We start from the raw sequence: 16,321 nt of genomic DNA, 5'->3' as shown, positions 1-16,321 counted from the left end.
CTCTATGTAAAGGCAATAGATAGGTTATTCTTACGAATGTTTTACAACATCAAATAGGTTACCGAATAAGACCTATGATAAATTGATAGCAAAAATAACCGCAGACAACGAACTTCAGTAAAGTTCCGAATATAAATCCGAGTAAAGAGCCCACACCTGATTTGAGTGCCTGCGAGAACTCTTTATTTCCTAATAGTTCACCAATCACCGCTCCTAGAAACGGACCAAGAATAATACCCCAAGGCAAGAAAAGAAGACCGACAAGAGTTCCTACAATACATCCCCAATTCCCCCATTTACTACCGCCACTATATTTACTTCCCAGCATCGGAGTGAAATAATCCAATACCTGCAAAACAGCTACAATCAATAGCCATACAATTAATTGTGTCGTAGAATATTGTACCTTATCCGTGAAGTGCAGAATGACCAACCCCACATAAGCAATAGGCGGACCGGGAAGAAACGGCAGAATACAACCTGCTAACCCGGCTATCATACAAAGGGCACTAATTACGATCAAAATAATGTCCAACATAGTCTCTTCTTTTTTTAGTTCTGCACAAAAATACAGTATCTTTCAATATATACAAGCTAACCTCGAGAATTATTTCCGCCACTTCACTGCTGTTTCAGAATAGCTTTGTCAGGGCTGCAGTTCTTTGTGTGAATGAGTTTTTCCAATACTTTTTTGAGGATGCCTCGTACCCAACAAGAACTTTTACTATCTTTGTGTCGTTAACGCTATTAATAAGCAAGTTATAAAAAAGAAATCAGCAGGAGGACAGAAGATGGATCCAATGGAATATATAGTACCCAACAGAAAGCGTTTACCTTACGGTATGATGAACTTCGCAGTCATCCGCCGCGAAGACTATTATTATGTAGACAAAACCCGCTTCATTCCTATGATAGAGCAGGCAGACCGGTTCTTTTTCTTCATCCGTCCCCGCCGCTTCGGCAAAAGCCTCACGCTGAACGTACTGCAACACTACTACGATGTGCGTACCCGCGATAAGTTCAACGACTTATTCGGCGACCTCTACATCGGGAAGCATCCCACAGTAAACCGCAACAGCTATCTGGTGCTTTACCTTAACTTTTCAGGTATCACCGGCGAACTGAACGATTATCGAAAAGGACTGGATGCACATTGCCAAATCCGCTTCGACTTCTTCTGTGAAGTCTATTCCGACCTCCTGCCACAAGGTATCAGAGAACGATTGGACGAAAAGGACGGGGCTGTCAACCAACTGGACTATTTGGTTTCGGAGTGCGAACGTGCCGGACAGAAAATGTATCTCTTCATCGACGAATACGACCACTTCACCAACGCCATCCTTTCCGATGCGGAAAGCTTGCACCGTTACACTGACGAAACGCATGGCGAAGGTTATCTACGTGCTTTCTTCAATAAGGTGAAGGCAGGAACTTATTCCAGCATAGAGCGTTGTTTCATCACTGGCGTAAGCCCCGTAACGATGGATGACCTGACGAGTGGCTTCAACATCGGCACGAACTACTCACTTACCCCCCAATTTAACCAAATGATGGGATTCACCGAAGAAGAAGTGCGCGAAATGCTGACTTACTATTCAACCAACAGCCCTTTCCGCCATACTGTTGACGAACTGATGGAAATAATGAAACCGTGGTACGACAATTATTGCTTCGCGCAGGATTGTTACGGTGAAACTACCATGTACAACTCCAACATGGTGCTCTACTTCGTGAAGAATTACATAGATAACGGCAAAGCACCACGAGAAATGATAGAAGATAATATACGTATCGACTATGAAAAGCTGCGTATGCTCATTCGAAAGGATAAGGAGTTTGCACACGATGCTTCCGTCATTCAAACTTTAGTGAGTCAAGGTTATATCACTGGTGAACTGAAGAAAGGTTTCCCTGCCGTCAACATCACCAGTCCGGACAATTTTATAAGCCTGCTCTACTATTTCGGAATGTTGACCATTAGCGGAATGCATGAAGGAAAAACCAAGCTGACCATTCCCAACCTGGTGGTTCAGGAGCAACTATACACTTATTTACTTAATACATACAACGACGCAGACTTGAGTTTCAGCAGCTATGAGAAAAGCGAACTTTCAAGCCAGCTGGCTTATCGAGGCGACTGGCAAGCCTATTTCGGCTACATTGCCGACTGCCTGAAACGTTATGCATCCCAACGTGACAAGCAAAAGGGCGAATTCTTCGTTCACGGCTTCACCTTGGCCATGACTGCGCAAAACCGCTTCTACCGTCCTATCTCCGAGCAAGATACACAAGCGGGTTACGTCGATATTTTCCTCTGTCCCATGTTGGATATATATTCTGACATGAAGCACAGCTACATCGTTGAGTTAAAATACGCCAAATATCGCGATTCCGAAAACCGTGTGGAGGAATTGCGTCAAGAAGCCATCGCCCAAGCCAACCGCTATGCCGACACGGACACGGTGAAGCAAGCTATTGGCTCCACGCAACTACACAAGATTGTAGTGGTATATAAAGGTATGGAAATGCGGGTATGCGAAGAGTTATAATGAACAATCTCTTCACCCTTCACTTTTCCTTGTATTATCCTATCTATAAGCAGTTTATAGGTGAAGGGTGTTCCCTTCACCCATCCTTTCACGTTTTTTCTTTTTCAAACTGTACCTTTCCACAATAAAAGCACTACCTTTGTCAATTATGTATGTAGTCGTCCCTTAAAAAGTACTCATCTGCGGGATATTGCAAGAAAACAGTGTCCCGCAGATTTTTTCAACAAGTAGCCAAAGAACCCTCATGGCTCTTTTGAAGTTGTACGCTGCTGCGGCTAAGAGCAGATTGACAACATCCCCGAACACACCTTTATAAAAGTTGCGTCCTAAACGAAAGTCTGATTTCAAATGCCCGATAGTCGGCTCTATTCCTGCACGCTTGCAGAATAGCTTATGTTTCTTCTTGCGTGTGTAATAACTGTCTTTCCTGTTTGGAACATCGGGTATCAGTATCCCGGTGCCGCCCACCTCTTTCTTTCCTCTGTACCCCCTGTCCCCGGCCAACTTCCTGATCTTCTTTCCGGTAATGCGTTCCACCTGCCTGAGGGATTCTTCAATGGTATGCCCGTCATATTCATTCCGGAAAGACTTGGCACCCAGTATGACACCGGTAATTGAGCGGACGATTGAAACCTTGTTGCCGAACTCGTATTTCTTATGTTCTTTCCCCTTGCTGATACACTGCACCTCCGGTTCATGCAGGGAATAGATTTTCCCGGGAGAATTGCGCTTCTGTGAAAGCACCCGCTCAAAGAGGTCGAGCAGGGAGTCGTAGCCGTGGTTTTCTTTCAGGTTGCGCCTCAGTTCCCTGACAAGCCTTCCCGCAATGGTGCGCAGCCGCTTGTCCGCTTTCAGGGCCTTGCCACGGTTCTTGGGGTGGTTACGGAAACGCTGGTCACGGTAGATCTTCTTGAGGACAAAGGTATAGCTCTGGCGCAAAGGAAGCCCTAAGGATTTTACGACAGACAACACTTTGCGGACTATCTTTTTATGCAACTTCGCATCCGTGGGATAAGTCACGTTCTTTTCCTGTACCGTGGAATCGATGAAGGCCGTGCAGTGATGGTCCGGGCCGTCGTCCTCCTGATTGATGCGGATACTTTCTGACAGAATCAGTTCCATGCCATTTTCTCCGACACGCTTACGGAAGTGTACCAGTTCGCTTGCATTGCAGGGATAGGAAGGCGTGAATTCCAACATACCGCAAAAGTACTGGTAATAAGCATTCTCGCTCCATTGTTCAACAACCGATTCATCGGACAGGTTACGCACGTGCTTAAGAATCAGAAGTCCGCACATCAGGCGGATGGGTTTGGCCGGACGACCGTTGACGGCACAGTATAGCGGGGAGAAAGCTTCTTCAAAACGGCGCCAGTCTATCTTATTGGCAAGCAGGTATAAGGGATGCCTGGGATTCAGCTGGTCTGTCAAAGAGCTGAACAAGGAGGGCTGAGGGGTGGTCTTGTTTATCATAATAATCTGCAAGTTTTCAACCATAAAGATACAAAAACTTGCAGATATATCAAAGCAATTTATATATTAATATGTTGATTATTAGGCGTAAAAGCACATTCTAAGGGGCGACTATGTAATATACAATATAAAATGAACGACAATAAATTAAAAAACAAAACAGTCCCTTTCAACTACGCCCGCTGCTACAACGAGCAATGTCCGAAAGCTTGTAACTGCCTGCGTCGGGTGGCTGCACTTCTCACTACCGCTGACACGTCCTACATCAGCATCGTAAACCCAATGTGTATTCCGGCCACCGGCATTGACTGTCCCCACTTCCAAAACGCAGAAAAGATACATGTGGCATGGGGTATCAGCCACCTGCTGGACAACGTACCTTATAAGGACGGAACAAATATCAAGCAACAACTGATCGGACATTTCGGAAAAACGCTTTACTATCGCTTTTATCGCGAAGAACGCTTCCTAAGCCCCGCAGATCAAAACTATATCCGCCAACTTTTTCACCGGAAAGGTATCACCGAAGAACCGGTCTTTGACAGTTACACGGATGAGTATAATTGGTAAAGCCGCGTTCTAACCAGTTTCCAGCCTGCTGAAACTTTTTGTTTCAAGCGCTAGAAACTAAAAGTTTCAAAGGGTGAAACGATTCGTTTCACACCGAGAAACAAACTGTTTCACTACGGGAAACCATTCGTTTCAAGGTATGAAACAAAAAATGGAACTAGTTAATGAAAGCAGAAGAAGTATCAGTGAAGGATATATCGTCTAAAAGTTATATGTAATACAAGTGTTATTGGTGAATTTTCAGAATGTATGTGAAAGATCAGAATAAAGAGTTGAAGTGTACAGCGTAAAATTCTCCAATATTGTAATCAAATAGACAAGAACGGAGTGAAAAAATATTTAGAAAAAATAAATATGGAAGAAGTAATAAGAAAATATGTAGATGAATGTTGGGGCTTTGTGCAAGAACACAGAGAATATCTTATGTATGTCCCTTCTTATGAAGAACACATAGAGCCTGAAATGCAGGACACATTTGATAATATTATACCACAAGGGAAATCGGTTAAGATATATGTCACTCAACCGGAACATACTAATTATATGGTGGACATTATTACGGAAAAAGACCATGTATGGAAAGCGATAGATAATCAAATTTCAGACGAGGATATTTCCAAATTAGAAAGTAAATTAAATGTTATTCTTCCGCTTTCATATAAGATCTACTTGAAATACAAACACTTTTATGAAATATTTTGGGATTTAGATGTTCGTCTATATCCAAAGCCCATTCATTCATGGAATAAAATCTTAATTGAAAATAATGAGGAACTGCAAGAAGAAATTCTTAACAAAGGGTATTTTGCAATAGGTCGATATTCTGATTATGGCGTGATAGCTCTTAAATTGACAGATGATGAGAATAAAGAAGGTGAAATCCTTCTCTTTGATTACGAAACGCCTGAAACAGAAGTATTAGCACCCAACTTTATAGAATTTCTTAATCAGATATTACAAAATCCTAAACCTGTTCTTCAAGAATTAAAAGGTTGGGAGAAAAAAATGTATAAAATGGAATGATGCTACTAACAAGCACCTGTACCACATAAACGGCAGCAAGCCGCAAACCATTACCGATAGTGCAATAATAAAATGAAAAAGAATGATTTTATAAATAATCAACTGCTATCAATGGGCTATTTGCCATTGCCATACAATAAAGACCGCAATAAAGTCTTTTATAAAGAAATGGATAATGGCTTAATAGTCTGTGTAGGTATTGAGTCTTCTTCTTTGTATCAAGACAGAAGAAAAACTGTTTCATTTTATACAGCATTGTCATATACATGGGCGATGTATTCACCTATATTATTGCCACAGGATTGTTACTTACGAATAGGTGAAATATTGGGTAAGAATGATTTGTGGTTTCAAACTACCACAAAAGAAGAAAAAGATTTTATGTGCCAATCGATACAGCAAGCGGCAAGAATCTGCGAAAAGCAAAGTAAAATCATATTGCACTATATCTTAAAAGAAAATCAATATGTGGAGTATAAAGAATATATATGCAGATTGAACTGCATAATAGATTTTGTTAAAAAGCAGGGAATCACCAGTAATGCAGATATAAGTATCATTTATGAAGTGATTAAACCAGTATTAAAAAGAATAGGTGTACCGCTTTCCAAGCATACTACAAAACTATATGCAGTGGATGCCATGAATTGCATCCACTGCTCTTCGGACATAAATAAGCAACAAAGAAAAATAATAGCAAGCGAAATAATATCAGTAACAAACGGGTAAATTGTCCTAAAAGAAATGATCCGTCTGAGATTAACATTTATCAAAATAAAAAAATAAACGAGGAAACAGCAGTTAGCTGAAACACATTAACAGTAGTACAACAAAATCAATATGGAAGTAATAGAAAGTAAATGGTATAATAAAGAATGGTGCAAATACAGCGTCTATTGAAGACGTAGAAAAACTTCTAAATACAACCTTGCCCTATCAGTACAAAAGATTTCTGTTATGGAGCAATGGTGGCGAGGGTAAATTAGGAGATAACTACATCTATATATGGGCTATTGAAGATATTGTTGCTTACAATAATGACTATGGAATACACAAATATCTTCAAAAAGAGTATTTAGCATTTGGCATGGATGGTGATATTGGATATATTTTCCACCTGCCAAACAATAGTATATATAGGGTAGATTTAGGAGATTTAGATATAGCTTCTATTAAGTATATAGCACCCTCTTTTGACGACTTTTTAGGCAAGGCTATTTATCTTAATTTCGATAAGCCACAGAATATTGTTGACAATAGTTCAACCATATAAAGTGATTAGACATGGATATAAATAATGAATAAACTACAACTCCAAAAACAATAATAACTCCTGATTCATATCGTTTTTTGATTAATAAAGTTACGGATATGTCAAGAAAAAGGCAAATTCCACCTCTACTATACAATATGCAATAAACTCAAAACGTTGCAAATTTCCGTCCTCATTTGCCCTGTTTACATAAATAAAAACTATCTTTGCGTTTCAGAATCCCGAAAGACGAAAAGAAATGGAGCAAATAGACAACCTAAAAGAGCTTATCAATCAGGGGGATGTGGACACAGCGATTAAGCAATTGGACCAGCTTCTCCAGGACAGTTCTGTCGAAAAAGAGAAAGATACTCTTTACTATTTACGGGGAAATGCCTACCGAAAGAAAGGAGATTGGAAGCGGGCACTGGACAACTACCAGTATGCCATCGAGCTCAATCCGGACAGTCCTGCCGTTCAGGCCAGGAAGATGGTAATAGATATCCTCAACTTCTACCACAAGGATATGTTCAATCAATAAAAGAGATGTATAATCAATAACCGTACTCAAAGATAACGTAATAAAATAAAGATTATGGCAAAAATCAAAGGAGCAATCGTAGTCGACACGGAGCGTTGCAAAGGATGCAACCTGTGTGTAGTGGCGTGTCCGCTCGATGTAATCGCCCTCAATAAAGAGGTAAACATGAAAGGCTATAACTATGCCTGGCAAGTGAAGGAAGATACCTGTAACGGATGCAGCTCGTGTGCAACGGTTTGTCCGGACGGATGTATTTCAGTGTATAAAGTAAAAGTAGAATAAAAGAAAAGAATATGGCAGAAGAAGTTGTATTAATGAAAGGAAACGAAGCCATCGCCCACGCAGCTATCCGTTGCGGTGCCGACGGATACTTCGGTTATCCTATTACTCCCCAATCGGAAGTGTTGGAAACGCTTGCCGAACTGAAACCGTGGGAAACAACCGGCATGGTAGTACTCCAGGCGGAAAGTGAAGTGGCAGCTATCAATATGGTATATGGAGGTGCAGGTAGCGGAAAGAAGGTAATGACCTCATCTTCAAGTCCGGGTGTGAGCTTGAAACAAGAAGGAATCTCTTATTTGGCCGGTGCCGAACTTCCTTGTCTGATTGTGAATGTAATGCGTGGCGGTCCCGGATTGGGAACTATCCAACCTAGCCAGGCTGACTACTTCCAGACAGTGAAAGGTGGTGGTCATGGAGACTACAAACTGATTGCCCTCGCTCCGGCATCCGTACAGGAAATGGCGGATTTCGTAGCATTAGGATTCGAACTGGCCTTCAAATACCGTAATCCGGCTATTATCCTTGCCGACGGTGTGATCGGTCAGATGATGGAAAAGGTTGTTCTTCCTGCACAAAAGCCACGCCGCACGGAAGCAGAAGTAATTGAACAATGTCCATGGGCTGCTACCGGAAAAGCAAAAGACCGCAAACCTAATATTATCACTTCCCTTGAATTGAAACCGGAAGCAATGGAAATCAACAACCTCCGTTTTCAAGCTAAATATCGTGAAATTGAAGAAAATGAAGTACGCTTCGAAGAGATCAACTGCGAAGATGCAGAGTATTTGATTATCGCTTTCGGTTCAATGGCACGTATTGGCCAGAAAGCAATGGAACTAGCCCGTGAAAAAGGAATTAAAGTAGGTATCCTTCGCCCGATTACACTGTGGCCGTTCCCAACCAAAGCGATTGCTGCATACGCTGATAAAGTAAAAGGTATGCTCGTTACGGAACTAAATGCCGGACAGATGATTGAAGATGTCCGTCTCGCTGTTAACGGTAAAGTAAAGGTAGAACATTTCGGACGTCTAGGTGGCATCGTTCCCGATCCGGATGAAATTGTAACTGCCTTGAAAGAAAAAATAATCAAATAACGAAACAATGAATCCCGATAAAATAAGAAACGTACTGAACATCCTATTTATGATATTGGCTGTTGCAGCCATCATCACCTACTTTGTAGCAAAAGATGATTTCAAAATGTTTATCTACGTATGCGGCGCGGCAATCTTTGTCAAGCTGATGGAGTTTTTTATACGGTTCACCAACAGATAAGGAGATGAAGTTATGACTAAAGAAGAAATAATCAAACCCGAGAATCTGGTTTACAAAAAACCGACTCTGATGAACGATAACGCCATGCACTACTGCCCGGGTTGCAGTCACGGTGTGGTACACAAACTCATTGCCGAAGTCATTGAGGAAATGGGTATGGAAGATAAAACTGTGGGAATCTCTCCGGTGGGATGTGCAGTGTTTGCCTACAACTATCTCGATATTGACTGGCAAGAAGCAGCACACGGACGTGCTCCTGCTGTGGCGACTGCTGTGAAACGCCTGTGGCCGGACCGTCTTGTTTTCACTTATCAGGGCGACGGTGACTTGGCTTGTATCGGTACAGCCGAAACAATCCACGCTTTGAACCGTGGTGAGAATATCACGATTATCTTTATCAATAATGCGATCTACGGTATGACAGGCGGCCAGATGGCTCCGACTACACTAGTAGGCATGAAGAGTTCGACTTGTCCTTACGGACGTGACGTTGAACTTCACGGCTATCCATTGAAGATTACTGAAATCGCAGCCCAACTGGAAGGAACTGCTTACGTAACCCGTCAGTCCGTACAATCCGTACCGGCTATCCGCAAGGCAAAGAAAGCAATCCGCAAGGCTTTTGAGAATTCCATGAACGGTAAAGGTTCCAACCTGGTAGAAATCGTTTCCACTTGTAGTTCAGGCTGGAAGATGACTCCGGAGAAGGCGAACAAATGGATGGAAGAACACATGTTCCCATTCTATCCGCTGGGTGATTTAAAAGATAAAGAATAACGCTAAAAGTCAACAGAACAATGAAAGAAGAAATAATTATAGCAGGATTCGGTGGACAAGGCGTATTGTCTATGGGTAAGATTCTGGCATATTCCGGTTTGATGGAAGGCAAAGAAGTGACCTGGATGCCCGCTTATGGTCCCGAACAACGAGGTGGAACAGCCAACGTTACAGTTATTGTAAGCGATGACAAAATTTCCTCACCGATTCTTAGTAAATACGACGCTGCCATCATTCTGAATCAGCCTTCACTCGAAAAGTTTGAAAGCAAAGTGAAACCCGGCGGTATCCTGATTTATGACGGTTACGGAATTATCAACCCTCCTACCCGTAAGGATATTAAGGTATATCGTATCGACGCAATGGATGCAGCCAACGAGATGAACAATGCCAAAGCATTCAACATGATCGTACTTGGCGGATTATTGAAGCTTCGCCCCATCGTAACGTTGGAGAATGTTATCAAAGGACTTAAGAAAACCCTGCCGGAACGCCACCATCACCTGATTCCTATGAACGAGGAAGCTATCAAAAAAGGTATGGAGTTAATCCGTGAGGTTTAATTAACAGATAATGTACAATGGATAATTGATAATTATTAGCTACGTATAGTACGTATGCAACATAATTTTCAATTATCCATTATCATTAAATCAATTAAAGTAAGTATCTTTGCCTCCAATTATGAGACGAATCTTACTATTATATATAATCTTTTCCGTTATAGGTTTGACAACTGTCCATGCACAGTTCGATAATGGTCGCCAGAGAGTGGACGAAAACGGATACGACCAATACGGTAACCAGGTGGACCCTGCCATGATTCCGGACAGACTGGATAGTGCAAATGTAGAAGTACAGGGGTTACCTCCGAAATTATATATGTGGCGTATTAATAATCAGTTGGGCGACCGGACTATCATCCCGGCGGATACTGCTTATCACCACTTCCAGAATTCAAATCTTACCGAAGGACTTACCGGACATTATAATTATCTGGCCAATATGGGTTCTCCCCGTATGTCACGCATCTTCTTTGAACGTCGTGATCCGGAACCTACTATCTTTATGGAGCCTTTCTCCAGTTTCTTTATTCGTCCTACGGAGTTCAATTTCACCAATAGTAACGTACCTTATACCAATCTGACGTATCATAAAGCCGGTAATAAAATAAACGGAGAAGAACGCTTTAAGTCTTATTTCTCTGTCAATGTAAACAAGAAGCTGGCTTTCGGTTTTAACATAGATTACTTGTACGGACGAGGATATTATAATAACCAGAATACGGCTTATTTCAATGCGGCAATTTTCGGTAGTTATATTGGCGACCGCTATCAGATGCAGGCAATATACAGCAACAATTACCTCAAGACAAATGAAAACGGAGGTATTGAGGACGACCGATACATCACTGCGCCTGAAGAGATGGCACAAGGGCAAAGGGAATATGAATCAACCAATATCCCGACCGTACTAAGTGCAACAACCAACCGTAATCATGACTTTTATGTATTCCTGACCCAACGTTACAATTTGGGATTCAGCCGTGACATACCGCAGGCCGAAAATGACACTACTCCCGCCAAACAAGAGTTTGTGCCGGTCACTAGTTTTATACATACCATTCAGGTAGAGCGTGCACGTCATAGCTTCAACTCTGATGATGACATGCGTGAAAAGAACTATTATCAAAACACCTATTTGGAACCGGATAATCCGATTGCCAGAGACAGTACTACTTATATGGGTATCAAGAATACCATAGGTATTGCTCTACTCGAAGGATTCAATAAATATGCCAAAGCCGGACTCACGGCATTTGCTTCCTATAAAATCAGCAAATATACTCTTATGAATATGGAGGGGAATCCATTGCCCGACAAATACAATGAAAATGAAATATTTGTTGGAGGCGAATTATCCAAACGTGAAGGAAATGTACTTCATTACCATGCCATTGGTGAAGTGGGACTCGCCGGAAAAGCAATCGGACAATTCAATGTAAAAGGAGATATCGACCTTAACTTTCCGTTATGGAAAGACACTGTGAGCCTTATAGCCCGTGGTGAAGTCAGCAATAAGCTTGCGCCTTTCTATATGCGTCATTATCATTCCAAACATTTCATGTGGGACAATGATATGGACAAAGAATTTCGTACCCGTATTGAAGGAGAATTAAGTATTGCACGTTGGAGAACACGTTTGAAGGCGGGAGTTGAAAACATAAAGAACTACACTTATTTCAACCAACAAGCAGTGCCGGAACAGAAAAGCGGAAGTATACAGGTGTTGTCAGCAAGTCTTAATCAGGACTTCAAGCTGGGAATCTTCCATTTAGATAATGAAGTAACCTGGCAAAAGTCCAGCGACCAGACCGTATTACCTTTGCCTGATCTTTCGCTGTATCACAATTTCTATATGCAGTTCAAGCTGGCAAAGAAAGTGCTTAGTGTACAATTGGGTGCCGATGTGCGTTATTTCAGTAAATACAATGCACCCGCTTATATGCCGGCTATCCAAAACTTCTATTTGCAACCGGAAAATGACCAGGTAGAGATAGGAGGTTATCCGATCGTGAATGTATACGCAAACTTACATCTAAAGCGTACACGTTTCTATGTAATGATGTATCACGTGAATCAAGGTATGAGCAGCCCGAATTACTTCTTGGCTCCTCACTATCCTATCAACCCGCGTGTACTGAAATTCGGTCTTTCATGGAATTTCTATGATTAACAAAATCTATATGGCTTATGGTAACACGCCCCAAATTGAGACTGGCCAGATATTTAGTGCCCGTAATCATTGTATTGGCAATCATCTTTTCTATCCGCCAATGCGGTAATCAGGAAAAGCCGTCAGGACACCCGCGTGATTATGCAGCCATTGCCAAAGAAGGTATATTGCGTGTAGCGACTGAATATAACTCGATCAGTTTCTACGTGGACGGCGATACCGTTTCCGGTTTTCATTACGAACTGATACAGGCTTTTGCCCATGACAAGGGATTAAAGACCGAAATAACACCCCTGATGAGTTTCGAAGAACGGCTGGAAGGATTAAGCGAGGGACGTTACGACGTAATTGCCTGCGGTATATTAGCCACCAGCGAACTGAAAGACTCTCTGCTCCTCACCTCTCCCATCACGCTCAACAAGCAAGTGCTCGTGCAACGGAAAGAAAACGGAGAAAACGACTCACTCCATATCCGTAGCCAGCTGGACTTGGCCGGGCGGACACTTCACGTAGTAAAAGGGTCTCCTTCTATTCTGCGTATTCAGAATCTAGGTAATGAAATCGGCGATACCATTTATATCAAAGAAATAGAGAAATACGGTTCCGAACAATTAATCTCAATGGTAGCTCATGGGGATATCGACTATGCCGTTTGTGACGAAAGCATCGCACGCGCGGCCGCCGATTCCATCCCGCAGATAGATATAAATACAGCTATCAGCTTTACACAATTCTACTCATGGGCAGTCAGCAAACAATCACCCGCTTTACTCGATAGTTTGAATACATGGCTGGATAAATTCCAAAAGGAGAAAGAATACCAGAAGATTTATAAAAAGTACTATGATAAAGAATAACCTTATCATTTTACAGTTCAGAAGAAAACAATCAAAAACAGAATGTAAGATAGATATATTCATGTCTATTTCCAGAAATAAACTCCCAAAGACTTGACTTTCGCTTTTGAATGTCGTATCTTTACAGAGTTAATGATAAAGTAGTTTCAATTAAACTACACGCAAAGGAGGGAATCGCGATTCTCTCCTTTCTTTTTATCCAGCCGGGAAAAACCTCTCCCCGCCCCAGCTTTTCCTTGCGCTTTGCCCGGTGGTTATGGTTCTTCAGCCGGAGGATCAGCAGTGTTCACCTTGCTTCTTACCGAAATGAAGTATATATCCGCCTCAAACAGACGTTCTGTTTGCCTGAAACAGAGCCTTTGTTCCGATAAAATAGAGCTTCTGTTGAAACAAAACACAATGTCTGTTTTCTAACTGTCCCTGCTAAGTTAATAATCAATAAAGTTGCTCTTGACAAAAAATAGCTTTATCTTTGGGGTTTGTTAGAACAGACACAATAGGTATATTATATTATGAGTGAAAAGATTATCAAATGGGGCTTCATTGGTTGCGGAGAAGTAACCAAGACGAAAAGCGGTCCCGCTTTCCAGAAAGTAGAACATTCGGAAGTCGTAGCCGTGATGAGTCGTGACGGCGCGAAAGCGAAAGCGTATGCCAAAGAGAGAGGAATCAAGAAATGGTATGACGATGCACAGGAGCTGATAGATGATCCGGAAGTAAACGCTATCTATATCGCCACTCCTCCTTCTTCACACGCTACGTATGCCATTATGTCCATGAAAGCGGGTAAACCGGCCTATATTGAGAAGCCAATGGCGGTGACGTATGAAGAATGTACCCGAATCAACCGCATATCCAATGAAACGGGGGTTCCCTGTTTCGTAGCATACTACCGACGTTATCTTCCCTATTTCCAGAAAGTAAAGGAATTAGTAGAGAACGGAACGATCGGCAACGTTATCAATGTACAGATTCGTTTTGCCCAGCCGCCACGCGATCTGGATTACAATCGTGATAATCTTCCCTGGCGTGTGCAGGCTGATATTGCCGGAGGCGGCTACTTCTACGACCTTGCTCCGCATCAGATTGATTTGTTGCAGGATATGTTCGGTTGCATCCTCGAAGCAAGCGGTTACAAGAGTAATCGCGGCGGGCTTTATCCTGCCGAAGATACATTAAGCGCCTGTTTCCAATTTGACAACGGACTGGTGGGTAGTGGTTCCTGGTGCTTCGTAGCCCATGATTCTGCCCGCGAAGACCGCATAGAGATTATCGGCGACAAAGGAATGATTTGCTTCTCTGTCTTTACTTACGAACCTATCGGACTGCATACCGAGAAAGGACGGGAAGAAATCTGTATCGGCAACCCGGAACACGTGCAACAGCCTCTTATCCAAGCAGTAGTAGACCACTTATTGGGTAAGTCGGTTTGCTCTTGCGACGGCGAAAGCGCAACGTTGACTAACTGGGTAATGGACAAGATCTTAGGTAAGCTATAACCCTAAAAAAAGCAAAAAAAAGTTCCTTCTTTTTCCGGATTCTGCCGGTATTGTTAAAAAATTAATAGGGACATTCCATTGTATATTGTTAGTTTTTTCTATCTTTGTAGAAAGAAGCAAAGAAAAAATGAAACTAACAATATATTTTTTGTGCCATGACTAAAGAAGCTTTAATGAGAAAAGCGATCGAGCTTTCAAAAGAAAATGTTGAAAATGGTGGAGGTCCTTTCGGTGCTGTGATTGCCACGAAAGACGGAGAAATAGTTGCAACAGGAGTTAATCGTGTCACTGCATCTTGTGATCCTACGGCTCACGCCGAGGTAAGCGCCATACGTGCCGCAGCTGCCAAACTCGGAACATTTGATCTTAGCGGATACGAAATCTATACTTCCTGCGAACCTTGCCCCATGTGCCTGGGTGCTATTTATTGGGCACGCCTGGATAAGATGTACTATGGAAACAACAAGACCGATGCCAAAAACATCGGCTTCGACGACTCTTTTATCTATGACGAACTGCAACTGAAACCTGAAGACAGAAAGCTGCCTTCCGAAATCCTACTACATAATGAAGCCCTTACTGCCTTCAAAGCCTGGGTGGCCAAAGAAGACAGAGTAGAATATTAGAAAACCTCTCACTATTATTAACCTATTAATTACCCTCAAATGAAAAGAAAAAGCCTTTTATTTGTTATGGCATCAGTATGCCTGTTCAGTTGTCAACAGCAAGAAGAACTGCAAGACCCCAGTAATGGAGTGATCGACTTTTCTACTTCTATTGACCAAAGTATCAACAATGCTCTTACCCGTAACAGCAGTAGTCTGACACTTCCGTTAAAAAGCAATTTCGCTGCCGGGGATGTTATCTCCATGTCCGTTGCCGAGCAGGATTATCATCCGTTTGCCATAGGCATGGATAGCCAAACCTGGAACGAAGCAGGCACCGATTCGGAAACGGTTACTTTCTATGCTCATTATCCTGAATTGACCGACGAAGCTGCTACTACCAGATCATTGAGCAGCCGCTATCGTGAAATCAAGGGTGGCTTAGAATATTTGTTCGGTACAGCCCAAGCCAACAAAGGTTCTAAGAGCGTTGCTCTTGCATTCAAGAGAATGACAACGCCCGTCGTTCTGCTCGACGAGAACAACCAGCCGTACGAAGGTAGAGCAATCGTTAAACTGTTCTTGAAGAACAAAGGTGTGCAAGACCTGTTCAGCGGTAAAATCGAAGCTGACCCCAATGCAAAACCGGAATACATTGATATCCGGAAAGTATCTGAAGGTATCTTGACTAACTTGATTCCACAGCTCATCAAAGCCGGCGAGAAAATAGGAACGGTTATCCTGGAGGACGGTAAAGAAGAACCTATCATCGCAGAGGAGGACATTACCATAGAAGCCGGAACTCCTGTTGCGGTAAAAATGTACGCAAGACGCGGAATCATTGACGAACGAACTCCACTATTCAGATAAGACTAAAGAATA

18 protein-coding genes are annotated in these 16,321 nt (G+C 42.3%); 16 read left to right on the top strand and 2 right to left on the bottom strand.

All coding sequences use genetic code 11. The annotated features are described in order from the left end of the window. Window positions 1-58: 58 nt before the first annotated feature. Entirely contained in the window at window positions 59-538 is a 480-nt protein-coding gene (locus tag INE92_RS03765; RefSeq protein WP_009041096.1) for a DUF456 domain-containing protein, read from the bottom strand. 253 nt (window positions 539-791) lie between these two features. On the opposite strand from INE92_RS03765, the gene INE92_RS03760 reads away from it, so the two are divergent. After that, window positions 792-2,549, top strand: coding sequence for an AAA family ATPase (locus INE92_RS03760; RefSeq protein WP_055235473.1), 1,758 nt, complete (start codon window positions 792-794; stop codon window positions 2,547-2,549). Between the two features lie 165 nt (window positions 2,550-2,714). Here the strand turns inward: INE92_RS03760 and INE92_RS03755 are convergent, their stop codons facing one another. Next, a complete protein-coding gene (locus INE92_RS03755; protein ID WP_212701957.1) occupies window positions 2,715-4,022 on the bottom strand; it encodes an IS5 family transposase in 1,308 nt (435 codons plus the stop codon). A gap of 132 nt (window positions 4,023-4,154) precedes the next feature. Here INE92_RS03755 and INE92_RS03750 point away from each other — a divergent pair, with 132 nt between their 5' ends. The 15 genes from INE92_RS03750 (at window position 4,155) to INE92_RS03680 (ending at window position 16,309) form a co-directional block, all read left to right on the top strand. Beyond that, window positions 4,155-4,592, top strand: coding sequence for a DUF6078 family protein (locus tag INE92_RS03750; protein ID WP_008644027.1), 438 nt, complete (start codon window positions 4,155-4,157; stop codon window positions 4,590-4,592). A 354-nt stretch (window positions 4,593-4,946) separates the two neighbouring features. After that, the gene (locus INE92_RS03745) at window positions 4,947-5,615 is read left to right on the top strand and encodes an SMI1/KNR4 family protein (protein WP_015531590.1); all 669 of its coding nucleotides are present in this window, start codon (window positions 4,947-4,949) and stop codon (window positions 5,613-5,615) included. A gap of 72 nt (window positions 5,616-5,687) precedes the next feature. Then, window positions 5,688-6,344, top strand: a complete 657-nt coding sequence (locus tag INE92_RS03740) for a hypothetical protein (protein ID WP_015531589.1) — start codon at window positions 5,688-5,690, stop codon at window positions 6,342-6,344. A 136-nt stretch (window positions 6,345-6,480) separates the two neighbouring features. Next, window positions 6,481-6,888 (top strand): SMI1/KNR4 family protein, encoded by a 408-nt coding sequence (locus INE92_RS03735; RefSeq protein WP_081354150.1) that lies wholly within the window; start codon window positions 6,481-6,483, stop codon window positions 6,886-6,888. Between the two features lie 238 nt (window positions 6,889-7,126). Further along, a complete protein-coding gene (locus INE92_RS03730; protein ID WP_009040829.1) occupies window positions 7,127-7,408 on the top strand; it encodes a tetratricopeptide repeat protein in 282 nt (93 codons plus the stop codon). A 54-nt stretch (window positions 7,409-7,462) separates the two neighbouring features. After that, complete coding sequence (locus INE92_RS03725) at window positions 7,463-7,690, top strand: 4Fe-4S dicluster domain-containing protein (protein WP_004297419.1); 228 nt, start codon at window positions 7,463-7,465, stop codon at window positions 7,688-7,690. Between the two features lie 11 nt (window positions 7,691-7,701). Further along, the gene (locus INE92_RS03720; RefSeq protein ID WP_004297418.1) at window positions 7,702-8,784 is read left to right on the top strand and encodes a 3-methyl-2-oxobutanoate dehydrogenase subunit VorB; all 1,083 of its coding nucleotides are present in this window, start codon (window positions 7,702-7,704) and stop codon (window positions 8,782-8,784) included. Window positions 8,785-8,791: 7 nt separating this feature from the next. Continuing rightward, window positions 8,792-8,965 (top strand): hypothetical protein, encoded by a 174-nt coding sequence (locus INE92_RS03715; protein WP_004297417.1) that lies wholly within the window; start codon window positions 8,792-8,794, stop codon window positions 8,963-8,965. A gap of 12 nt (window positions 8,966-8,977) precedes the next feature. Next, entirely contained in the window at window positions 8,978-9,742 is a 765-nt protein-coding gene (locus tag INE92_RS03710; protein ID WP_004297416.1) for a thiamine pyrophosphate-dependent enzyme, read from the top strand. A 20-nt stretch (window positions 9,743-9,762) separates the two neighbouring features. Continuing rightward, the gene (locus INE92_RS03705) at window positions 9,763-10,305 is read left to right on the top strand and encodes a 2-oxoacid:acceptor oxidoreductase family protein (protein WP_004297415.1); all 543 of its coding nucleotides are present in this window, start codon (window positions 9,763-9,765) and stop codon (window positions 10,303-10,305) included. Between the two features lie 121 nt (window positions 10,306-10,426). Further along, window positions 10,427-12,478 carry a putative porin gene (locus tag INE92_RS03700; RefSeq protein WP_118196453.1) on the top strand — a complete coding sequence of 684 codons (2,052 nt, stop codon included), beginning with the start codon at window positions 10,427-10,429 and terminating at the stop codon, window positions 12,476-12,478. 17 nt (window positions 12,479-12,495) lie between these two features. After that, window positions 12,496-13,335 carry a transporter substrate-binding domain-containing protein gene (locus INE92_RS03695; RefSeq protein WP_074706046.1) on the top strand — a complete coding sequence of 280 codons (840 nt, stop codon included), beginning with the start codon at window positions 12,496-12,498 and terminating at the stop codon, window positions 13,333-13,335. A 512-nt stretch (window positions 13,336-13,847) separates the two neighbouring features. Then, window positions 13,848-14,834, top strand: coding sequence for a Gfo/Idh/MocA family protein (locus tag INE92_RS03690; protein WP_151923064.1), 987 nt, complete (start codon window positions 13,848-13,850; stop codon window positions 14,832-14,834). A 155-nt stretch (window positions 14,835-14,989) separates the two neighbouring features. Further along, window positions 14,990-15,460, top strand: a complete 471-nt coding sequence (locus INE92_RS03685) for a nucleoside deaminase (protein WP_004314961.1) — start codon at window positions 14,990-14,992, stop codon at window positions 15,458-15,460. Window positions 15,461-15,499: 39 nt separating this feature from the next. After that, window positions 15,500-16,309 (top strand): fimbrillin family protein, encoded by an 810-nt coding sequence (locus INE92_RS03680; protein WP_049703045.1) that lies wholly within the window; start codon window positions 15,500-15,502, stop codon window positions 16,307-16,309. Window positions 16,310-16,321 lie beyond the last annotated feature (12 nt).

This window comes from Bacteroides xylanisolvens, from assembly GCF_018289135.1.
Taxonomy (GTDB): Bacteria; Bacteroidota; Bacteroidia; order Bacteroidales; family Bacteroidaceae; genus Bacteroides; species Bacteroides xylanisolvens.
The sequence above is the reverse complement of the archived record's forward strand: the minus strand, read 5'-3'. Positions and strand labels throughout refer to the sequence as shown.